Annotated in this window: 23 protein-coding genes; all 23 read right to left on the reverse strand. The window is 38.0% G+C overall.

Going from position 1 to position 21,096, the window contains the following annotated elements; translation table 11 throughout:
* Position 1: 1 nt before the first annotated feature.
* Positions 2-427: a flagellar basal body-associated protein FliL gene (fliL, locus tag OPF91_RS02600; protein WP_373877020.1), complete on the reverse strand. Its 426-nt coding sequence runs from the start codon at positions 425-427 to the stop codon at positions 2-4.
* Complete coding sequence (locus OPF91_RS02605; RefSeq protein WP_264987862.1) at positions 417-638, reverse strand: flagellar FlbD family protein; 222 nt, start codon at positions 636-638, stop codon at positions 417-419. The genes fliL and OPF91_RS02605 overlap by 11 nt, the downstream gene beginning before the upstream one ends.
* A 232-nt stretch (positions 639-870) precedes the next feature.
* Positions 871-1,848, reverse strand: coding sequence for a flagellar basal body rod protein FlgG (gene flgG, locus OPF91_RS02610; RefSeq protein WP_264987120.1), 978 nt, complete (start codon positions 1,846-1,848; stop codon positions 871-873).
* Between the two features lie 79 nt (positions 1,849-1,927).
* Entirely contained in the window at positions 1,928-2,329 is a 402-nt protein-coding gene (locus tag OPF91_RS02615) for a TIGR02530 family flagellar biosynthesis protein (RefSeq protein WP_264987863.1), read from the reverse strand.
* Positions 2,330-2,343: 14 nt separating this feature from the next.
* Complete coding sequence (gene flgD, locus OPF91_RS02620) at positions 2,344-3,030, reverse strand: flagellar hook assembly protein FlgD (RefSeq protein ID WP_264987121.1); 687 nt, start codon at positions 3,028-3,030, stop codon at positions 2,344-2,346.
* A 2-nt stretch (positions 3,031-3,032) separates the two neighbouring features.
* Complete coding sequence (locus OPF91_RS02625; RefSeq protein WP_264987122.1) at positions 3,033-4,277, reverse strand: flagellar hook-length control protein FliK; 1,245 nt, start codon at positions 4,275-4,277, stop codon at positions 3,033-3,035.
* A gap of 21 nt (positions 4,278-4,298) precedes the next feature.
* The gene (locus OPF91_RS02630) at positions 4,299-4,907 is read right to left on the reverse strand and encodes a magnesium transporter MgtE N-terminal domain-containing protein (RefSeq protein ID WP_264987123.1); all 609 of its coding nucleotides are present in this window, start codon (positions 4,905-4,907) and stop codon (positions 4,299-4,301) included.
* 4 nt (positions 4,908-4,911) lie between these two features.
* Positions 4,912-5,361 carry a flagellar export protein FliJ gene (fliJ, locus tag OPF91_RS02635; protein WP_264987124.1) on the reverse strand — a complete coding sequence of 150 codons (450 nt, stop codon included), beginning with the start codon at positions 5,359-5,361 and terminating at the stop codon, positions 4,912-4,914.
* Positions 5,362-6,687 carry a flagellar protein export ATPase FliI gene (gene fliI, locus OPF91_RS02640; protein ID WP_264987125.1) on the reverse strand — a complete coding sequence of 442 codons (1,326 nt, stop codon included), beginning with the start codon at positions 6,685-6,687 and terminating at the stop codon, positions 5,362-5,364.
* Positions 6,688-6,692: 5 nt separating this feature from the next.
* Positions 6,693-7,475 (reverse strand): flagellar assembly protein FliH, encoded by a 783-nt coding sequence (fliH, locus tag OPF91_RS02645; RefSeq protein WP_264987126.1) that lies wholly within the window; start codon positions 7,473-7,475, stop codon positions 6,693-6,695.
* A complete protein-coding gene (gene fliG / locus OPF91_RS02650) occupies positions 7,468-8,481 on the reverse strand; it encodes a flagellar motor switch protein FliG (protein WP_264987127.1) in 1,014 nt (337 codons plus the stop codon). The genes fliH and fliG overlap by 8 nt, the downstream gene beginning before the upstream one ends.
* 15 nt (positions 8,482-8,496) lie before the next feature.
* Complete coding sequence (fliF, locus tag OPF91_RS02655) at positions 8,497-10,089, reverse strand: flagellar basal-body MS-ring/collar protein FliF (protein WP_264987128.1); 1,593 nt, start codon at positions 10,087-10,089, stop codon at positions 8,497-8,499.
* Positions 10,090-10,216: 127 nt separating this feature from the next.
* Positions 10,217-10,522: a flagellar hook-basal body complex protein FliE gene (fliE, locus tag OPF91_RS02660; RefSeq protein WP_264987129.1), complete on the reverse strand. Its 306-nt coding sequence runs from the start codon at positions 10,520-10,522 to the stop codon at positions 10,217-10,219.
* A 24-nt stretch (positions 10,523-10,546) separates the two neighbouring features.
* Entirely contained in the window at positions 10,547-11,008 is a 462-nt protein-coding gene (gene flgC / locus OPF91_RS02665; RefSeq protein WP_264987130.1) for a flagellar basal body rod protein FlgC, read from the reverse strand.
* A 3-nt stretch (positions 11,009-11,011) separates the two neighbouring features.
* A complete protein-coding gene (gene flgB / locus OPF91_RS02670; RefSeq protein WP_264987131.1) occupies positions 11,012-11,404 on the reverse strand; it encodes a flagellar basal body rod protein FlgB in 393 nt (130 codons plus the stop codon).
* A gap of 380 nt (positions 11,405-11,784) precedes the next feature.
* Positions 11,785-12,564, reverse strand: coding sequence for a GTP-sensing pleiotropic transcriptional regulator CodY (gene codY / locus OPF91_RS02675; protein WP_264987132.1), 780 nt, complete (start codon positions 12,562-12,564; stop codon positions 11,785-11,787).
* Positions 12,565-12,604: 40 nt separating this feature from the next.
* Complete coding sequence (gene hslU, locus OPF91_RS02680; protein ID WP_264987133.1) at positions 12,605-14,005, reverse strand: ATP-dependent protease ATPase subunit HslU; 1,401 nt, start codon at positions 14,003-14,005, stop codon at positions 12,605-12,607.
* Positions 14,002-14,550: an ATP-dependent protease subunit HslV gene (hslV, locus tag OPF91_RS02685; protein ID WP_264987134.1), complete on the reverse strand. Its 549-nt coding sequence runs from the start codon at positions 14,548-14,550 to the stop codon at positions 14,002-14,004. The genes hslU and hslV overlap by 4 nt, the downstream gene beginning before the upstream one ends.
* A gap of 21 nt (positions 14,551-14,571) precedes the next feature.
* Positions 14,572-15,471 carry a tyrosine recombinase XerC gene (xerC, locus tag OPF91_RS02690; RefSeq protein ID WP_264987135.1) on the reverse strand — a complete coding sequence of 300 codons (900 nt, stop codon included), beginning with the start codon at positions 15,469-15,471 and terminating at the stop codon, positions 14,572-14,574.
* 215 nt (positions 15,472-15,686) lie between these two features.
* A complete protein-coding gene (gene trmFO / locus OPF91_RS02695; protein WP_264987136.1) occupies positions 15,687-17,000 on the reverse strand; it encodes an FADH(2)-oxidizing methylenetetrahydrofolate--tRNA-(uracil(54)-C(5))-methyltransferase TrmFO in 1,314 nt (437 codons plus the stop codon).
* An 18-nt stretch (positions 17,001-17,018) separates the two neighbouring features.
* A complete protein-coding gene (gene topA, locus OPF91_RS02700) occupies positions 17,019-19,097 on the reverse strand; it encodes a type I DNA topoisomerase (RefSeq protein ID WP_264987137.1) in 2,079 nt (692 codons plus the stop codon).
* Between the two features lie 93 nt (positions 19,098-19,190).
* On the reverse strand, positions 19,191-20,078 hold the full coding sequence (dprA, locus tag OPF91_RS02705) for a DNA-processing protein DprA (protein ID WP_264987138.1): 888 nt from the start codon (positions 20,076-20,078) through the stop codon (positions 19,191-19,193).
* A gap of 98 nt (positions 20,079-20,176) precedes the next feature.
* Positions 20,177-21,079, reverse strand: a complete 903-nt coding sequence (gene sucD, locus OPF91_RS02710) for a succinate--CoA ligase subunit alpha (RefSeq protein WP_264987139.1) — start codon at positions 21,077-21,079, stop codon at positions 20,177-20,179.
* Positions 21,080-21,096: the final 17 nt, after the last annotated feature.

Genomic DNA, 21,096 nt, shown 5'->3' on the forward strand with positions numbered 1-21,096 from the left:
ATTATTGAGTGATAAAGGAGGTAAAGTAAACTTCTTGCACTTCTCCCTCTTGCATCAATTCATTAATTTGTGTTTTTAATGATTTTTGGAAAGTTTGTTTTCCTGCTTTCCCTTCTAAATTCTCTTTTGTCATTTCAGATAGCTCTTGAATAACAATGTCCTTCACTTGGAAATCACGTTTTGTTAATTCAGCTGCAGCATCAGCATTGTTTGTTTGAATTTTTAAAGAGAAACGTACTACGCGACCATCTGCTAAATTCGTTGTGATTTCTGGAATGTCTACAGATGCTTCAACAATTTCATCTGCTGTCGGTTCTTCGGGCCCTGCTGGTTTGTTGAATTTTGTATAAAGAACAAATCCAACGCCTCCCATCAATATAACGAGCACTAAGATAATAATTATCACCATCATCAATTTATTCTTCATATTCTTCACCTCGTAGATGCGGGTTTGATAGTATTTGTATATGATTATAAAAGGTTGTTACCTTTTGTCGCACCTCAGCCTCACTCTGTAAAACAATTATTTTTGACCCAGTTGTTAATGTAATGGTCGTATCTGGAAAAGATTCGACCGTTTCTATGTATAAAGCATTTAAAGTAAATGCTTTGCCATTTAAACGTGTTAGTTCAATCATTGAAATAGGGCCGAGTCTGACATGAGAGTCGGCCCGACCCTCCCTCATATTGAATTTTTCTCGGTTCAGTAAAGGCTCTCGCCTCGCTAGTTGGCATTTCTTCCTCTGGTTTGATAAGTGTTCAAACAGATACTAAACGAAGAGAGAGCCTCTGGCAAATTGCTCAAATTTTAAAGAGATACTTTTCAACAAATTCCATAAAATTTGGACATAATTATTTATTATGTTACTATTATCGTTTTAAGTTCACAAGTTCTTGTAAAATTTCATCTGATGTTGTAATAATACGAGTATTTGCTTGGAAACCACGTTGTGCAACGATCATATCTGTAAATTCCTCTGAAAGGTCTACATTGGACATTTCCAATGTTCCAGAAACGGCTTTCCCCATCCCATCATTTGTTCCAGCCGCATAAAAAGCTTCGCCTGAGTTAGCTGTTGGAATATAGTAGTTACTACCATCTTTTTGCAGACCACCTGGGTTCGCAAATTTCGCCATTACTAATTGTCCTGCATAGTATAGTACACCATCCGAACCAGTAAATGTTACTTTCCCATCCGTTGCAATCGACATTTGCTGGGCATTTGTCGGGATTTGAATATAGCCTGTATCACCAATAGCTGCTGGGTCATTCCCTGATGTGACAACAGGTGCTGGATCTACTGCTGTTCCCCCAGTTGGTGTTAAATCTTGGTAGTTCCCCATATCATCTGGGTTTGTTGGGTCCCAAGATGGTTGTGCTGGTGAAGAACCTTGCTGAGTTGTCACAGCTAGCATATATCGACCATCAGCATTTACTAAAAATCCATCTTTATCTAAATAGAAGTTGCCCGCACGTGTATATTTTAAATCTGTAATTGGTGTGATTGGACCTGTCGAGTTCGCATCATAGCCTGTTGCGATAAAGAACCCTTCCCCTTCAATTCCTATATCCAACACACGTCCTGTTGATTGCAATGAACCACCACTATGAATTGTATCAATCGCAGCAAGCTGTGAGCCAAGTCCTACTTGTCGTGCATTCACTCCACCTAATGTTCCTGTTGGACCTGATGCGCCTGATTGTGTTTGGGACATTAAATCTTTAAAGATAACACGGCCTTTTTTAAATCCATGTGTATTAACATTGGCAATATTATTACCAATTACATCAAGTTTTGTTTGGAAGTTTCTTAAACCTGAAATACCTGAATACATCGAACGTAACATAAGTTGTCGTTCTCCCTTCAATTTTGAATTGTGTGTTTCGATCAGTCAACACACATTGGCTTCCTGTAAAGGTCCAGCCTTATAATACAATTGTGCCATCAATATTTGTAAATAATTGTTGTTTCGCTTCCGTGCGATCCATCGCTGTAATGACTGTAGCATTTTTTGCACTGACAATTAAAGCAGCTTGATCCATCAATACTAAAGGTTGATTAACTCCTTTGGCATGTGCCTCTGATACTTTTTCAGACACCGTTTGCCATTCTTGTTCAGTAATCTCAATGTTGCGCTCAACAATGCGATGCTGTGCATGTTTGCTCACCTTTAGTTCCTGTTGCTGTGCTGCTTGTAAATGAGCACTAAATGATTTTTTATTTTTACTGCTTTCGCTCAAAATACTTTGTTGTGACTTAATCGCTACAGGATTTACTTGGCGAGTAGTGGGTTGCAATGGTACACGATGAATCGAAAATTTATCCATCATTTCCATCACCTCTACTCACTAATCACTGTAAAATCTTTATCCGTCATTTTTTTATTATTGTCCAATACATAATGAATTGCACCATCTTTATTTGTAACTGAAACAATTCGTCCTTGAAGCTCTTGTTCACCATCTTTGTACGTTACATTTTTCCCAATTAACTGGCTAGCTTGTACAAGAGGTGATTCAGATTCGGATGGTGTATTTTGACCATTCGAGCCTGTTGTTGTACCACTTAAAATACCTGAAATATTACCAGGTGTTATTTCTTTTCCATCAGCTAAGGTGAAAACAACACTGTTATCAACAAATTTCAAAGATTTAATAATGCCTGTACCCTCATTAATTATTGGGTCACCTTTGTCATCTTTTTTATCTGTTAACTCATGCCATTGCACTTCCTTACCAATAAATGTCGAATAATTCACTAGTTGTGATTGCTGTTGTGATACAAGTAAAGCTTCTACAGCCTTTGTCATATTTTGCATTTGCTCTAATGAAGAAAATTGAGCCATTTGCGCAATAAATTCACGGTCATTCATTGGATTTGTTGGGTCCTGATGCTGTAATTGCGTAATTAATATTTTTAGAAAAGCATCTTTTCCCAGATTACTATTGCCTGTCTCTTTTGTAGGCTGTTTATAATTACTCAAATAAAGATCATTTGAAATCTCATTGTTTACTTTTGTCTCTGCCATCGTTACACCTCCTCATTGATTAAATAGTCACTAAATGATTTTTCTTCATCATCAGTCGATTGCTGTTCCTCTTGCTCCTCTTGCTGTTGCTTAAAGAAATTGCTAAAGAAGTTTTGATCACGCTGTTGACGATCTGCATCTTGTAACGATTGAGCAATATCTAATCGATCAACTTGAATATTTTGTTGAATAAATGCTTGTTTTAATTGATGTGCCTGACTATCCAATAACTCACGACCATGAGCTGTAGATGCAAGTAAACGCGCTGTTAGCACACCATCATTTTGCACAAGCTCAATACGAATTGTCCCTAGATTCTCAGGATATAATTTTATTGTTAAACGTGTAATACCCTGTGCATTTGAAAGCTGTGCACGGTTAATAATTGCCTGCATCTCTTTCAATAACGCTTCAGACTGTGCTGGCTTCGCAACTGGTAATGTCACTTGGAATGTATTAGCTTTCATTTGCACTGTATTGGCTGTTACAATCTCATTTGGCGTTGTATCTGCCTCTTGCATTGTGTCTGTTTGTGCCATCACACTTTGAAAACCTTGCATTGGTAATGTTACAGTCGTCTTTAGTGTTGCTTGCTGTGCTGTGTTCAACTGTGTTTGAACAGCTACTAATAGATTTTTAACATTCACAAGTATATTTTCCTGTGATGTTAGTAAATCTGATTTTTGTCCAACGATTTGCGCCAATTTTAATAATTTCACTAATTGTACAGCTTCTTTTGGTGTTGTTTGTCCTTCATCTTGCAATGCTGTCAGTAACTGTGTTTGAGCTATCGGTGCTTGTCCATCAAAAAGTGTTAATAGTTCCCAAACATCTTTCGCTTCTTTTTCTTCTCCTAATAGCTGCTGGATTAGTTTTTGAAGCTGTTCTTTATCAATGCCTAATACGTCTAATAAGTTTTCCATATTCAACATTTCATCGACAGGTATTACTTGACCATCTTCTCCTGTTGGTAGCATAATCAAACCATTTTCATGTGGAATTGCTAAAATATCTAGTATTTCTTCAACTGTTGTTGCATCTAGCACAGCTTTCACTTCTGATACAGCATCCTCTTGTGAAGTCGATTGTGTTGGTTGTTGCACCTTATTATTAGTGGAAAGAACTTGTTCAAAAACCGAGCCAAATTTAGACGTACTATCTTTTGCTACATTTGCGTCTTGGTTATTCACAGCAGTTGCTTTTGGCATAGACGCTTTCCCTATCATTTGCATCATCGCTACATTCATTTCTCATTTCACCCCCTTTCATTATTGTTTAGTCATCATCTCTGTATATTTAGCTGCATCTTGTGGATCCATTTTTTCCAACACTGCCGCTAACTTATCTGGCTTTAAATTTGTTAAAATGCGCAATGCTTCTGCATCACTCATTTTTGTGACAACTGGACCAATCGCTTTTGGCGACATTTTGTCATATGTCGTTAAAATATCATTGAAATCACTTTTTATAGCATCTTGTTCTCTATTCAACTTTTCAATTTCAAATTGAAGTTGTTCTTTTTCAATGGCATTTTGCTCATTTTCAGCCTTTATTGTATCCAACTGCTTTTGCAATTGTGCAATCTCTGCCTCTTTTTCTTGAATGCTAGCCTGTAAACTAACTACTTTTTTATCATTGTTCGTAATAGCTTCCTTGGCTTGCTGTTCTTCTGATGGCACAAAGGGTAGGCTGCTTACTGCCTTTTTCCCTAAATCAAAGACATTTGTATCCATCAATGTTGCCACAATGAGTAAAATCGCTACTACAAGCATAATTGGTAGTACTAGCCACGTAAAAAGCCTCCGAAAAAAACCAGCTTTACGTTTTGGTTGTTGTTCTTCTAACTGTCCTACCAATCGATTATCCTTATTTGCCATGAGATCACCTGATTTCTTTTTTGTTATACGTCAGTGATGAAATCTCATCTAAAAAAATGCCTTCAATACGATCTTGCTCTTGTTGAAACAATTTAAAATCCTTCTCACGCATTTTTTCAAACTTCCGCACTTCTAAGTTTTTTTCTAACAGTTTTTCTTCATACCAATTCATTTTGATACGTGCCTGTGCTACTTTTTGTTGTACATCCGCAATCGTTTTTTCAAGGCTATCAATAAAGCGTGCATAGTGATGAATTTCATCAATCGATGAACCGATTGTTAAACGTTCTTGCTGAAATTGCAGTAAATTTTCTTTCTTTTTCAGTAATTCATACAACCTCATCGCAATGTCTTCAAATGATTTTACAGATTCTTTATAGGCAATCTCGGTTTCATTCTTCTCTTGCTCACGAACGGTTAACACTTTCTCAAAGCGATATATATAATTCACCATCTATACGCCACCACCCTTCGATAAGGCAATTAATTCATTTTTGCTATCTTCCAGTGATACTTTATCTAAGTAACCTTGTTTTAAATAGGCTGTAATCAAAGGTTCATAATAAATCGCCTCATCAATTTCTTTGGAGGTTCCTTTTTTGTAGGCACCAATGTTAATTAAATCCTCTGATTTATCATACATGTAGTACAACTCTCTTAAACGTTCTGCTGCTTTTTTATGTTCAGGTTCGGCTACATGGTTCATTAGACGGCTGACACTTTTTAACACATTAATCGCTGGATATTGCCCTTTATTCGCCAAATTTCGGTCAAGTACAATATGACCATCTAAAATCCCTCGCACAGTATCAGCAATTGGTTCGTTCATATCATCCCCATCTACTAAAACTGTATAGAAAGCTGTAATAGAGCCTTTTTCATTTGTACCTGTACGCTCTAACAATTTAGGCAAAATAGCGAAAACAGATGGTGTGTAGCCCTTTTGAGCAGGTGGTTCACCTGTAGCTAACCCAATTTCTCGTTGAGCCATTGCTACACGTGTAACAGAGTCCATCATTAACATGACATTCAAGCCACGATTTCTAAAGTATTCAGCTATCGCTGTGGCAGTAAATGCCCCTTTAATACGCATTAATGCCGGTTGGTCTGATGTAGCTGCGACAACGATGGAGCGTCTTAAACCCTCTGCACCTAAATCACGTTCGATAAATTCTCGTACCTCACGTCCACGCTCTCCCACAAGTGCAATCACATTTAAATCAGCCTGTGTATTACGAGCAATCATACCGAGTAACGTACTTTTTCCAACCCCTGAACCAGCAAATATCCCCACACGCTGACCATTGCCAACAGTCAACATACCATCAATCGCCTTCACGCCTACTTCCAATCTTTCATCAATGGGTGGACGTGTTAACGGATTGGGCGGGTCTTGCTCTGTCGGTACAGTCATTAAACCTTTAGGTAAAAGCGTACCATCAATAGGATTTCCCATTGAATCAAGCACTTTACCAATAAGTTCAGGTCCCACTTTCACTTCAAGTGGTGCACCTGTACCTTCTACAAGGCAGCCAATGGATATTTCACGCAATGAAGTAAATGGCATCAATACAACGATTTCATCTTTAAAGCCCACTACTTCTGCTAATATGATTTGATGACCATTTTTTGATGTTTCGACATGAATCTTACAAACATCGCCAATTGAGCTTTCTGGACCTTGCGACTCAATCATCAAGCCGACTACTCTCGTTACTCGTCCAAACTTTTTAAATGTTGGAATTTGAGGAATTTCTTTGATTAATCGAGCCGCTTTCATCTAAATCATTCCTTACTGTCTAATAGTTCACGTAGTTTTATTCTTAATTCATTTAACTGCTCATCAATGCTGACTACAATCCGCCCATGATTTGTTTCGATAAAGCAATCTAAATCGCTTTCTAAATCCTCATTCACAAATATCATAAATGGTACATCAACTGGGAACATTTCCACTAATTCATCCCGATTGGCTGTCAATAATGCGTAATAAGTAGGTGCCACGTAAATTTTGATTTCCTTCATCTCTCGTGCTTCCTTTAAACCTCTGCGAACGATTTCAACAAATAGCTCTTGGTTTTGCTCTAAGGATACGCCAATAATACGCTCTGCTGTTGTTAAGCCTAGCTCTAAAATGATTGATTCCTGATCCTCAAGATATTTACGTGCATTATCCTGTGCTTGATTGATAACATCATTGGCTGTTTGTAAAGCATGTGCCATCATTTCATTCGATTTGTTAATACCATCTTCATAGCCTTGTCCATACCCTTCATCATAGGCTTCTTGGACACGATGTGGTCGCTCTTCTTCCCAATCTCGCTTCATTTGCTCCATCTCTTGCAAGAAGCGCTGCTGTTCTTGCTCAAAAGCTGTACGCTCATCCTGTAAAGTGACTCTCGCTTCAGCAAGTAATCGGTCACGTTCTGCTAACACATCCACCATTTGTTCTTGTAGGGAGACTTCTTCATGGTCCTCCTCAAATGCATCAAACATTTCTCGGATTTTAATCTCTTTGACTTTGTTTTCATCGGATTGTGCATATATGGAACGGATGATTCTAGACAATGACGTCATCTCCTCCACCACGTGCAATAATAATCTCACCAGCATCTTCTAGGCGACGAATAACCGCAACAATTCGAGACTGCGCTTCCTCTACATCACGTAGACGTACAGGTCCCATAATTTCCATCTCTTCTTTAAATGTTTCAGCCATACGTTGTGACATGTTACGGAAGATAATATCTTTTACTTCTTCGCTCGATACTTTCATTGATAATAGTAAGTCTTCATTTTCACAATCACGAATAACACGTTGAATTGAACGATTGTCCAATGTCACGATATCTTCAAATACAAACATACGTTTCTTGATTTCTTCTGCAAGCTCTGGATCTTGAATTTCGAGTGCATCCAAAATTGTTTTTTCTGTTTGTCGGTCTACACCATTCAACACTTCCACGACTGCATCAATACCACCTGTTTCTGTGTAGTCTTGTGTGACTGTTGAAGACAATTTACGTTCTAATACAGACTCAATTTCACTAATAACCTCTGGTGATGTCGATTCCATCACAGCAATACGTTTCGCGATATCTGCCTGTACCTCTTGTGGCAAAGATGATAAAATTACACCCGCTTGCCCTGCTTCTAAATAAGAAAGAATAAGGGCAATCGTTTGTGGATGTTCATTTTGAATAAAGTTAAAAATTTGAGCTGGATCTGCTCTACGTGCAAAGTCAAAAGGTCTCACCTGTAAAGAAGAAGTTAAGCGATTAATGATTGTTTGTGCTTGCTCTTGTCCCAGTGCTTTTTCCAATACAGTCTTCGCATAGCCAATACCACCTTGTGTAATATAATCCTGTGCGAGCGCAATATTGTGAAATTCTTCGATAATCTCCTCTTTCACACTTGCTTCTACTTTTTTAACGCTTGAAATTTCTAGTGTTAAACGTTCAATTTCTTCCTCTGTTAAATGCTTATAAACAGAAGCCGAAACTTCAGGCCCTAATGAAATTAACAAGAGAGCGGCCTTTTGTTTGCCAGTTAATTCTTTATCTTTCTTGGACACAGCCGAACCTCCTAATTATTCATCAGCAATCCAACTACGCAGTAACTTAGCGAAATCATCTGGCTTATCTTTGGCCATTTTTTCAAGCTGTTTACGACGCATTGTAGCTTCTGTTTCAATTTCTTCATTAATATCATCAACCATTAATTCTTCTTGTTGCTCTAAAATACTTTGCTCTTCTTCCTCTTTAGCACGTCTACGTGAACGGATGATGAAGAATGCTAATAATAATATAACAGCTAATAATATACCGCCAATGACCCAAACCCACCAAGGAATGATTGGTGTTTCAGCTACTGGATCTGTTGCTTTACCATATAATTGTTGTACAGAAATCGCTATTTTATCATTAATTTGCTCATCTGTAAGTTCAGCGCCTACATCTTTAGAAATCGTTGTACGCACAATCGTTCTTATAATCTGTTCAACATCGGCTTGAACACCTTCTGGTAATGAAGCAGCATCCGTTGCTGTCGGTGGCTCTAAGATAACTTGTACACCCATATCTTGAATTTTATAGGGCGCTTCTTGTATTTCTTTGTTAATACGATTGACTTCGTTGTTAATCGTTGATTCTGAACGCTCGTACTCACCATCACCATTTACACCTTCATTATACGTTGTAAAATTATCTGTTGGTCTTTCAGCTTCTGGTGTCCCCGTTGCTGCTGCGCCCGTTCCAGAGTACTGCTCGGTAATACGCTGTGCACTAATTTCAATACCAGCCATATTTTCTGGGTCAACAGGTGTGACTAATTTTTCTTCACGATTTTCCTTTTTAAAATCAATATCTGTTGTAACAGATACAACGACTTTATCCTGCCCCATCAATGTCCCTAGCATTTGTTGCATTTGACGTTGTAAATCACGCTCTACTAATTTTTTCATTTGTAGCTGACCTTCTGGCGTAGTTGTAGATAAGCCATTCGTGCTTACTGCATTCAAATCAAAGTACTCTGAAAACTGATTGGAAATCACGATATTTTCCGTTTTTAAATTCGGAATACTTTTTGCTACTAAATTGTACATTGTCGAAACTTGCGCATCTGTAAATTTATAGCCTGGGTCTGTATTTAAAACAATAGATGCTGATGGTTCTTCTTGCACATCTGTAACAAAAAGACTTTTCTCAGGAACTGTAATTCGGACAACTGCATCTTTGACACCTTCTAAACCTTTAATCAGCTTAGCAACTTCGGTTTCTGTAGCAGCTTTTTTCAATAAATTAAATTCATTATCCGTCATCCCAAAGCCTGAACTATTAGCAAACGAATAATCAATTGTGCCAGTTTGTGGATAGCCCTCTGAAGCTAATTGCACCAATAAAGCATCTACCTGCTCTTCTGGCACTAATATGGATGTTCCACCTGGCGCAATTTCGTATTGCACACCTTGTGAATCTAGTGCTTCTTTTACTTGACCAATTTCTCGTGTCGATAAATCTTTGTATAATGGTACAAATGTCGTTCTTGTAACAAAAAATGTAATAAATGCTGCAATAGCAATCACTGCTACTACAGAACCAATCATCAGTATTTTTTGTGTTTTACTGCGACTTGACCAAAATTGGCTAGTGTCGTTTTTTAATTTCGTCAATCGTTCATTCATTATGAATCCTCCGGTTATAGTGAATAACCTAGCCGTCAATAATTTGCGAAAGTAGCATCCCTTCCCGTTATACTAGTAAGAGATTGCCTTTATTGCCATTGTGAATTAACCACTAATGCAATAAATTTTATACACTCATTCGCATTATTTCTTGGTAAGCTTCAATCACCTTATTGCGAACTTCAATTGTAGCATTTAATGTAATACTCGCTTTTTGTGATGCAATCATTACTTCATGTAATTCTACATTTTCACCATTGATCAATTTCTTTGTAAAATTATCAGAATTAACTTGTTGTGCATTGACATTCGCTATTGCTTCTTTTAATGAGTTCGCAAAACTTTGTTGGGCTTCATAAGGTGTCGGATTAAGTTTGTTTGCTTCAGATATAGTTTGAGTAGGTGTCATTAGTGAAACAGATGAAATAGCCATTATGTATCTCCCTTTCTATATGGTTTATTTACCAATTTCTAAAGCCTTTGTTAACATTGCTTTATTGGCATTTAATACAGTTATGTTTGCCTCATATGAGCGTGTTGCTGACATTAAATCAACCATTTCCCTTAATGGGTCTATGTTTGGCATACTCACATAGCCCTCTGCATTTGCATCTGGATGACTTGGGTCAAAAACAAGTTTAAAAGGTGTTTCTTGGTCTTCTTTTACTTGTGTTACCTTTACTCCATTACCAACACCACTTTTTGCCTTAGTCCCCATAGCAACGTTTAAATATTTTGAAAAAGGTCCTTCTTGAGCTGTCAATGTAACTGACTTACGACGGTATGGCTCCCATTCCCCATTCACTTGTCTTGCACGTGTCGTATCCATATTCGCCATGTTAGACGAAATAACATCCATTCGTAAACGCTGCGCAGTTAAAGCTGAGGCTGTTGTATTCATTCCATAAAATATAGACATTTATTACCTACCTCCTTTAATCACTGTGTTTAACGTGTTTAATTTGCCACTTACACGGTCAACTAAAGCATTATAGTAGATTTGATTTTGTGCAAGCTTCGTTTGCTCTGCATCCATATCTACGGCATTACCACTATTTCGATAACGTAGACCATTCACACTATGTACACCTGGCGTAAATTGTTGAATCGTAAAATCAAAATGTCTATTGTCTGTTCGATAGGCTGAAAATAATTGCCGTTGCTCATTTGCCAAAGTATCCTTAAAACTTACACTTTTCGCTTTATAATTAGGCGTATCGACATTTGCAATGTTATTTGCAATCGTTTTATGGTTTAAAGTAGCATAGGAAAGTCCTTTTTCTAAGCTACTAATTGTTCCTCCAAATAAATTCAAACTACTCACCTCTTTAAATTTAGATATATTCTTCTTATTTTATCCAATAATACAATTGTAATTAAGATGATACGGAGTGTCTATTGTCTTTTGTCATTTTTTAATAGTCTTTATTCCCTATTTTTCAACATATATAACCGTGACAAAACTGCCTAACCCCTTGGTATCACTGCCTTTTAAAGGTTATTAGTCATTTTACACTATATCAATAGTGTTTTCTTATTTTCTACATAAAATTTCTTTTTTATCGCTACAATCTGATTATTTGTCAAAATGGGCTATATATCTATTACTAACAAATTCCCTACATTTAACAAAACTAAACCACAAAAAGAAGGTATCTAGATATATTGCAAACTAGATACCTTTTGTTCAAGCCATTATTTTGTTTTGATTTCTGCTAATGCATTTAAAAACTTATCATTCAACACTTTAATATACGTGCCTTTCATACCTAAAGAACGTGACTCAATCACACCTGCTGATTCTAACTTGCGTAGTGCGTTAACAATAACAGAGCGTGTGATGCCAACACGGTCTGCAATTTTAGAAGCGACTAGTAGTCCTTCATGTCCATCTAATTCTTCAAAAATATGCTCAATGGCTTCTAGTTCACTGTAAGAGAGTGAATTAATCGCCATTTGTACAACTGCTTTACTACGTGCTTCTTCTTCAATTTCCTCTGCTTTTTCACGTAAAATTTCCATACCAACCACTGTTGCACCGTATTCAGCTAAAATTAAATCATCATCTTCAAATTGTGCTGATAAGCGAGCAAGGATTAATGTTCCAAGACGTTCACCACCACCAACAATCGGTACAATCGTCGTTAAACCATTTTTAAATAATTCTCTGTTTTCAATCGGGAATGCTGTATGGTCATCATTCACATCAATATTTGATGATGTTTCTGTAATCGTAAATAAATTGTGTGTGTATGCTTCTGGGAATTGGCGTTCCTCAAACATTTTTTTCATACGCTCATTTTCAATTTGCTGGTGAATAGAAATCCCTAGTAGCTTCCCTTTACGGCTCACAATATAAACATTGCTATCAATAATATCGCCTAATGTATCGGCCATTTCTTTAAAGTTTACTGGTTTTCCAGCTGATGCTTGAAGCATTGAGTTAATTTTACGTGTTTTTTCTAATAAATTCATCTTATAGTCCTCCTAAATAATTGTCTACTTTTGCTCTATTTTACAAAATAAATTGTGATAAATCTTTATTTTTTACAATACCTGAAAGTTTCTGATCCACATATGTAGCCGTAATTGGAATATTGGCAGGTGCAATTTCAGATGCTTCAAATGATAATTCTTCAAGTAATCGTTCTAAAATCGTATGCAAACGGCGTGCACCGATATTATCTGTTTCTTGGTTGACCTCTGTTGCAATTTCTGCAATACGTTCAATCGCATCCTCTGTAAAATGAATTTCTACGCCTTCTGTTTCTAATAATGCTTTGTACTGTACAATGAGAGAGTGGTCAGGCTCTTGTAAAATTCGCACAAAATCTTGTTTCGTTAATTTTTCAAGTTCCACCCGAATCGGGAAGCGCCCTTGCAACTCAGGGATTAAATCAGAAGGTTTTGACATGTGGAAAGCGCCAGCAGCGATAAATAACATGTAGTCTGTTTTCACAGCCCCATATTTTGTTGTCACCGTTGAACCTTCTACAATTGGTAATATATCACGCTGCACACCTTCTCGTGACACATTAGCAGATGAATTGCTTTCTTTGCTAGCAATTTTATCAATTTCATCGATAAAGATAATACCTGATTGTTCAGCACGTGTGATGGCTTCCTGTGCCACTTCATCTGAATCAATAAGCTTATTTGCTTCTTCAATGGTTAAAATACGTCGTGCATCCTTCACTTGTACGCGACGCTTTTTCTGCTTTTTAGGCATCAAGCTCGACAACATATCCTGCATGCCACTGTTTGCAGACATATCCATTCCTGTTCCTTGCAGTGCATCAAAAATAGAAGGTGTTTGCTCTGTTACCTCTACTGTCACCCATTCATTTTCTAGTTTGCCATTACGCAAATCAATCGCTATTTGTGCTCGTTTAGAACGCACTTCTACTTCTTCTGTTGAAGTATCTGTGCCTGCTTCTTGCTCCTTGCCACCAAATAGCATTTCAAATGGATTTTGCATTGCCTGTTTTTTTCTCAAGGAAGGTGCTAATAGCTTCACAATCGCTTCGTTTGCTAGCTCTTCTGCTTGCTCCTGCACCGACTCCATCATCTCTTCCTTCACAATGCGATAAGAAGCCTCTACTAAATCCCGAACCATCGATTCCACATCACGCCCTACATAGCCTACTTCTGTAAATTTCGTTGCTTCCACTTTCACAAAAGGTGCATTTGTCAACTTAGCAATTCTTCGAGCGATTTCTGTTTTACCGACACCTGTTGGACCAATCATCAAAATGTTTTTTGGAATTACCTCTGCTTTCATCTCATCATTTAACAATGAGCGACGATAGCGATTTCTTAGAGCAACAGCCACTGCTCGCTTGGCATCATTTTGCCCTACAATATAGCGATCTAAATGCTCTGTAATTTGTCTTGGCGTTAAGTTTTTTTGCGTCATTCGTTCAGCGCCTCCACGATAATATTATGGTTTGTAAATACACAAATTTCTGCCGCTGTTGTTAACGCAGCCTCTGCAATTTCACGAGCAGACATTGTATCACCTGCATATTTCTTCAAAGCACGACCAGCAGATAAAGCAAAATTGCCACCTGAGCCAATCGCTAGAATACCATCGTCTGGCTCAATGACTTCACCTGTACCAGATACGAGTAGTAATGTGCTTTTATCCATTACAAGTAACATCGCTTCTAATTGACGAAGCATTTTATCTCCACGCCACTGCTTTGCCACTTCAACAGCTGCTCGTTGTAGATTGCCATTAAATTCATTCAATTTGCCTTCAAACATTTCAAAAAGTGTAAAAGCATCTGCCACTGAACCTGCAAAGCCCGCAAGCACCTGCCCATTAAATAGACGTCTGACCTTTCTAGCCGTTCCCTTCATCACAACTGCATTGCCTAAGGTTACTTGACCATCACCAGCCATTGCGCAACCTCCATTATGATGAATTGCAAATATCGTTGTTGCATGAATTTGACCCATTCGTCTTCCTCCTTAGCCCTATTATGCCCTTGGATGAGCATTCATATATGTTTGGCGAAGATGTTCTTTTGTGACATGTGTGTAAACTTGTGTTGAAGATAAATGTGTGTGCCCTAATAATTCTTGTACGGTACGCAAATCCGCTCCATTGTTCAATAAATGTGTCGCAAATGTATGACGTAACATATGTGGATATATTTTCGTATGAAGGGATGCTTTGTTAATCATCTCAGTCAAAATATGACGCACACCTCTAGCCGTAAGTTCCCCACCTCTCATATTCACAAAGAGTTGCTGATGCTGTGTTTTTTTCATGAATTGGGGTCTAGCCTGCTCTATGTAATTTTGCAAAGCTATATGCGCAAATTGACCAAATGGTACGATACGCTCTTTACGACCTTTGCCCATTACACGTACTACGGAGTAGTTAAAATCGATATCCTCTAATTGAATCGCTGTCAGCTCACTTACACGAATGCCTGTTGCATAAAGTAGCTCCACAATCGCCATATTGCGTATTGATTTATAATCATGCCCTTCATTTGCTACAAATAACTGTGTTAATTCTTCTTCATAGAAAAAATGAGGTAACCGACTTTCTTTTTTAGGATGATAAAGTGAGCGAAACGCACTATCATCTATGCCATACTGTCTATTAAGAAAGCGAAAAAAGGAGCGAATCGCAGAAATTTTTCTGGAAACAGATGCTCTAGCTCTTTTTTCATCATACAATTTTGTTACATAAAGACGTGCATGTATATATTCAACCGTTGCTAAATCTTGAATACCTTCTGCTGCCATAAAGGATAAAAAATGAAGTAAGTCACTTTCGTATTCACGCACTGTATGAATAGAGAAGTTTTTTTCAACTTGAATGTACAGCATAAACTGTTCAAGTGCATTTTGTGACGAAACGAGCATTAACAGATTCACCACCAAAGAAAGAATGATTATCGCTAATTCTGTTCTTATTACTGAACATACATATTGACACTATACTTATTTCCTTCATATAGCAAGTGCAAATCATTAAATTTTTAGAAAATACTTATAGAAAGAAACAAATCGTGCATAAACAAGCGATTTCAACACATAAAGCCTCTAAAAGTATAACAACTTTTAGAGGCTTTTGGCAATCAAATTGTTTGTGAATTCACAAAATTACGAATTGTGTCCATTGCACGTGTAGCATGCATTTCGGCACGTTCTGGTTTAGAACGGCGACCTGGTGGTAGTTCAGGGAAAATACCAAAGTTGACATTCATTGGTTGGAAGTTTTTCGCTTGCGCTTCGGTAATATAACGAGCCATGCTACCTAGCGCTGTTTCAAATGGGAAAATAATTGGCTCTTGTCCTAATGCTAGACGAGCTGCATTAATCCCAGCAATCAAACCACTTCCTGCTGATTCCACATAACCTTCTACACCTGTCATTTGACCTGCGAAGAAAATATTTTTGCGTTCACGTAATTGATACGTTTTTTCTAATACTTTTGGTGAATTAATAAACGTATTACGGTGCATAACACCATAGCGTACGATTTCTACATTTTCTAAGCCAGGAATTAGTTGGAGTACTTCTTTTTGTGGTCCCCATTTTAAGTGTGTTTGGAAACCAACGATATTGTACAGTGTTCCAGCTGCATCATCTTGACGAAGCTGTACAACTGCATATGGACGTTTGCCTGTTTTCGGATCTTCAAGACCAACTGGTTTCATCGGTCCAAACAGCATCGTCTTTTCACCTCGACCTGCCATCACTTCAATTGGCATACAGCCTTCAAAATAAATTTCTTTTTCAAATTCTTTTAATGGCACCACTTCTGCCTCTAATAATGCTTGGCGGAAACGGTCAAATTCTTCTTTTGTCATAGGACAGTTTAAATAGGCCGCTTCACCTTTATCATAACGAGATTTCAAATAAACTTTGTCCATGTCAATGCTATCTTTTTCGATAATTGGAGCAGCTGCATCATAGAAATACAAATAATCTAACCCTGTTAAACCTTGGATTTTTTCTGCTAAAGCCTTTGTTGTTAAAGGTCCTGTTGCAATAACTGTGATGCCCTCTGGAATCTCTGTTACTTCCTCATGAATAACTTCTACCAGTGGATGATTTTTCACTGCCTCTGTTACATAGCCAGCAAATTCATGACGGTCTACAGCTAATGCACCACCTGCTGGTACAGAGCACGCATCCGCTGCCTTCATAATGACAGAATCTAAGAGACGCATTTCTTCTTTAATTACGCCTACCGCATTCGTTAATCCATTGGCACGCAATGAGTTGGAGCATACTAATTCTGCAAATTTATCTGTATGATGGGCAGGTGTTTGCTTTACTGGGCGCATTTCATAAAGTCTCACTTTTATCCCACGCTTTGCAATCTGCCAAGCAGCTTCACTACCAGCAAGACCTGCACCAATTACATTTACTATTTGTTCAGTCATCTTCTTACCATCTTTCTATCATTGGCTTGGTGTTTCTTCATAGTCACATTTCGTACATTGAATTTGTACACCTTTTTTAATTTTCTTCTCTACTAATAATGCACTACATTTTGGACATGGTCTACTAATTGGCTTGTCCCATGATACAAACTCGCACTCTGGATATTGATTACAGCCATAAAATAAACGCTTTGTTTTACTTTTACGTTCAACAATCTCACCTGTTTCACAAGATGGACATTTAACACCAATCAGCTTCATAATCGCTTTTGTATTGCGACAATCTGGGAAATTAGAGCATGCCATAAATTTGCCGTATCTACCCAATTTAAAGACCATTGGCGAGCCACATAATTCGCAATCTTCACCAGCAGGCTCATCTTTAATCACGACTTTTTCCATTGCTTCATCAGCATGTTTAACATGCACTTCAAAGTCCTGATAAAACGCATCTACAATGTCCACCCATTGGCGTTGTCCCTCTTCAATCTCATCTAAATCATGCTCCATTTTCGCTGTAAATTCAACATTTACAATATCAGGAAAAAATTCAAGAACGAGCTGATGAACAATTTCGCCTAACTCTGTAGGCATAAATCGCTTCGCATCTAAGACAACATAACCACGGCGCTGTATTGTATCGAGGGTCGGTGCATATGTGGATGGACGCCCTATCCCTAACTCTTCCATCGTTTTAACAAGGCGTGCCTCTGAATAACGTGGTGGTGGCTGTGTAAAATGTTGCTTCGGCTCAATTGCAAGAGATTGCACTTTATCGCCAATTTCCATTTCTGGTAAGAGCTTTGTCGTTTCCTCTGCTTGGTCATCTGTACCTTCAATATACACTTTCATAAAGCCTGCAAATTTGACATGTGAACCATTCGCACGGAATAAGACGTCGCCATGTTGAAGATCAACTGCCACCGTATCTAAAATAGCTGGTGCCATTTGGCTTGCAACAAAACGGTCCCAAATTAAGCGATATAAGCGTAATTGATCGCGACTAAGCACTGCCTTTAATTCATCTGGTGTACGCATCGTGCTTGTTGGGCGGATCGCTTCATGAGCATCTTGTGCGCCCGCTGCTTTTTTTACTGCTTTGTCTGCTGTCGCAATGTATTCCTTACCATATTTCGATTCAATATAGCTCATTACTTCTGTTTTAGCTGTATCTGAAATACGTGTTGAATCAGTACGCATATAGGTGATTAACCCAACAGTACCTTCCTTTTTCCCGATGTCGATTCCCTCATATAATTGTTGGGCAAGCATCATTGTTTTTTTCGCACGGAAGTTTAATTTACGTGCTGCCTCTTGTTGTAAAGAGGATGTTGTAAAGGCTGGCGCTGTATTACGTTTACGTTCTTTTTTCGATACATTGACAACATTGAATGTTGAATTTTTTACATTTTTTAAAATAGCCTTTACTTGCTCTTCATTCGTCAATTTAATTTTTTCTGAGCCATTGCCATAATAAAGAGCATCGAATGTTTTTTTACCTTTTTCAAATGCGCCTTCAATTGTCCAATATTCTTCAGGTTGGAAATTTTTAATTTCGTTTTCACGATCAATAATTAAACGTAAGGCTACTGATTGAACACGTCCTGCAGATAAACCCTTTTTTACTTTTTTCCATAAAATTGGACTAATATTATAGCCTACAAGTCTGTCTACGATACGTCTTGTTTGCTGTGCATCGACTAAATCCATATTGATTGGACGTGGATGCTTAAAGGATTCAATAATTGCATCTTTTGTAATTTCATTAAACACAACACGGCAATCCGATTGTATGTCAATGTTTAAGGCTGTTGCTAAATGCCAGGCAATTGCTTCCCCTTCACGATCGGGATCGGCTGCTAGAAAGACTTTTTTTACTTTTTTAGCTGCTGTCTTTAGCTCCTGTAAAACAGGGCCTTTTCCACGAATGGTAATATATTTAGGTTCATAATTATTTTCCGTATTTACGCCCATTTGACTACGTGGAAGGTCACGAACATGTCCTATCGATGCCTTCACTTTATATTTTTTCCCTAAATAACGCTCAATTGTTTTTGCTTTTGCTGGTGATTCTACAATCACTAAATAATCCGCCATCTATTTTTCCCCCTTAGCGAGAGGTATACTACTTATTTTTTAAGTTACCTGTTGCAAAATGTATAACAGATTTTAAGATATTGCAACTTTTTTTCAAATTTTGTTTAAAAAGAGAGCAAGTGTTTCAACGATTTGGTGACCATTCAACACAGGAATCGCCCCTTCTGTTAGTAAATAATTCGTCCCTTTTGACTGCTCTGCATCAATCGGACCTGGTACAACAAATACATCTTTTCCTTGTTCTAATGCACATTCCATTGTAATCATCGTACCACTTTTAAGCGCCGCTTCTGTGACGACAACAGCTTTCGACAAACCACTAATAATACGATTTCGCATCGGAAAATGCCATTTTTCAGGTTTCATATATGGTGGGTATTCAGTCACCAGTAACTGATGATGTGCCATATACTCAGCCAATGCTCGATTTTCAGCTGGATAGCAATGATTAAATCCATGTCCAAGCACCGCAATCGTTTGTCCACCTATGTCAACTGTTGTTTGATGAGCTATTGTATCAGCCCCTTTTGCAAGCCCGCTGACGACCGTATAACCATGCTGAACAAGTGGAGGGACAATAAGGTTCATCGCTGTTTTTGTATAGTCTGTCGCCTTTCTAGAACCGATAATAGCAATGTGCTGCTCAGATGCCAATAAAGATTGTTGACCTCTCACATACAATACAGTAGGTGGGTTAACTATTTCAAATAATTGCGCTGGATAAAGTGGGTGATTAAAAGGAATAGGCATAATATTTGCTTGTTCATAAGCCTCTTCAAAGGGAGTAGTCAATAGTGAACGAAACGCTTGCGATAAATGTACAGCTTTAGCTATGGGGATTTGTAATACTTGTGCCATTTTAGAAGGCGGTAGTTCTTCCAAACAACTTAATAAATCAATGGGGAATAGTAGTTGTTTGAATTTTTGAAGTGGTAGTGGATAAAGATAGTGGAAAGCGAGTATTCTTTGTGTGTCAATCATTTAAAAACCTCCTTCATTAAAAATAGAAGAGCAATGATATGACCGCATATTGATTGAAATAGAAAAAGATGTAGCTACAATGAGCTACATCTTTCATTTTAGTGTGTTTTACACTGTTCGTATAGACCTTTTTCTTTAATTACTTTAATTAATGTTTCACCAATCACAGATGGTGTTGCTGCTACTTCGATACCAGCTGCATTCATTGCTTTAATCTTTTCAGCCGCTGTACCTTTACCACCTGAAATGATAGCACCAGCATGTCCCATACGCTTGCCTGGAGGTGCTGTTTGTCCACCGATAAAGCCAACTACAGGTTTTGTCATGTTTGCTTGAATCCATGCTGCAGCTTCTTCCTCTGCTGTACCACCGATTTCACCAATCATAACTACTGCATACGTTTCTGGGTCATTGTTAAATGCTTCTAATACATCGATAAAGTTTGTACCATTTACTGGATCTCCACCAATACCAACAGCAGTCGACTGACCAATACCAGCTTGTGTTAATTGGTGTACCGCTTCATATGTTAATGTACCAGAACGAGAAACTACGCCAACATGTCCTTTTGTATGGATGTAACCTGGCATGATACCAATTTTACATTCGTCAGATGTAATAACACCTGGGCAGTTTGGACCTACTAAACGAGTCTTTTTGCCTTCCATGTAGCGTTTTACCTTTACCATATCAAGAACAGGAATATGCTCTGTAATACAGATTGCTAATTCTAATTCAGCGTCAACAGCCTCTAGAATAGCATCTGCTGCAAATGGCGCAGGTACGTAGATAACAGATGCTGTTGCGCCTGTTGCCGCTACAGCTTCTGATACAGTATTAAATACAGGTACGCCTTCAACTTCAAGACCGCCTTTACCTGGAGTTACCCCTGCTACAATTTTCGTACCATACTCAAGCATTTGTTTTGTATGGAATAGCGCTGTTCCGCCTGTAATCCCTTGTACAATTACTTTTGTATCTTTATTAATAAATACAGCCATTGTTGTTCTCCCTGCCT

The sequence above is a fragment of the Lysinibacillus piscis genome, assembly GCF_026012395.1.
Lineage (GTDB): Bacteria > Bacillota > Bacilli > Bacillales_A > Planococcaceae > Lysinibacillus > Lysinibacillus piscis.

Bases quoted from the DNA above. Each gene is read 5' to 3' on its own strand.
- fliL (WP_373877020.1), bottom strand. From the start codon at position 427: ATGAAGAATAAATTGATGATGGTGATAATTATTATCTTAGTGCTCGTT.
- OPF91_RS02605 (WP_264987862.1), bottom strand. From the start codon at position 638: ATGATTGAACTAACACGTTTAAATGGCAAAGCATTTACTTTAAATGCT.
- flgG (WP_264987120.1), bottom strand. From the start codon at position 1,848: ATGTTACGTTCGATGTATTCAGGTATTTCAGGTTTAAGAAACTTCCAA.
- OPF91_RS02615 (WP_264987863.1), bottom strand. From the start codon at position 2,329: ATGGATAAATTTTCGATTCATCGTGTACCATTGCAACCCACTACTCGC.
- flgD (WP_264987121.1), bottom strand. From the start codon at position 3,030: ATGGCAGAGACAAAAGTAAACAATGAGATTTCAAATGATCTTTATTTG.
- OPF91_RS02625 (WP_264987122.1), bottom strand. From the start codon at position 4,277: ATGAATGTAGCGATGATGCAAATGATAGGGAAAGCGTCTATGCCAAAA.
- OPF91_RS02630 (WP_264987123.1), bottom strand. From the start codon at position 4,907: ATGGCAAATAAGGATAATCGATTGGTAGGACAGTTAGAAGAACAACAA.
- fliJ (WP_264987124.1), bottom strand. From the start codon at position 5,361: ATGGTGAATTATATATATCGCTTTGAGAAAGTGTTAACCGTTCGTGAG.
- fliI (WP_264987125.1), bottom strand. From the start codon at position 6,687: ATGAAAGCGGCTCGATTAATCAAAGAAATTCCTCAAATTCCAACATTT.
- fliF (WP_264987128.1), bottom strand. From the start codon at position 10,089: ATGAATGAACGATTGACGAAATTAAAAAACGACACTAGCCAATTTTGG.
- fliE (WP_264987129.1), bottom strand. From the start codon at position 10,522: ATGGCTATTTCATCTGTTTCACTAATGACACCTACTCAAACTATATCT.
- flgC (WP_264987130.1), bottom strand. From the start codon at position 11,008: ATGTCTATATTTTATGGAATGAATACAACAGCCTCAGCTTTAACTGCG.
- codY (WP_264987132.1), bottom strand. From the start codon at position 12,564: ATGAATTTATTAGAAAAAACACGTAAAATTAACTCAATGCTTCAAGCA.
- hslU (WP_264987133.1), bottom strand. From the start codon at position 14,005: ATGACGCAAAAAAACTTAACGCCAAGACAAATTACAGAGCATTTAGAT.
- hslV (WP_264987134.1), bottom strand. From the start codon at position 14,550: ATGGGTCAAATTCATGCAACAACGATATTTGCAATTCATCATAATGGA.
- xerC (WP_264987135.1), bottom strand. From the start codon at position 15,471: ATGCTCGTTTCGTCACAAAATGCACTTGAACAGTTTATGCTGTACATT.
- trmFO (WP_264987136.1), bottom strand. From the start codon at position 17,000: ATGACTGAACAAATAGTAAATGTAATTGGTGCAGGTCTTGCTGGTAGT.
- topA (WP_264987137.1), bottom strand. From the start codon at position 19,097: ATGGCGGATTATTTAGTGATTGTAGAATCACCAGCAAAAGCAAAAACA.
- dprA (WP_264987138.1), bottom strand. From the start codon at position 20,078: ATGATTGACACACAAAGAATACTCGCTTTCCACTATCTTTATCCACTA.
- sucD (WP_264987139.1), bottom strand. From the start codon at position 21,079: ATGGCTGTATTTATTAATAAAGATACAAAAGTAATTGTACAAGGGATT.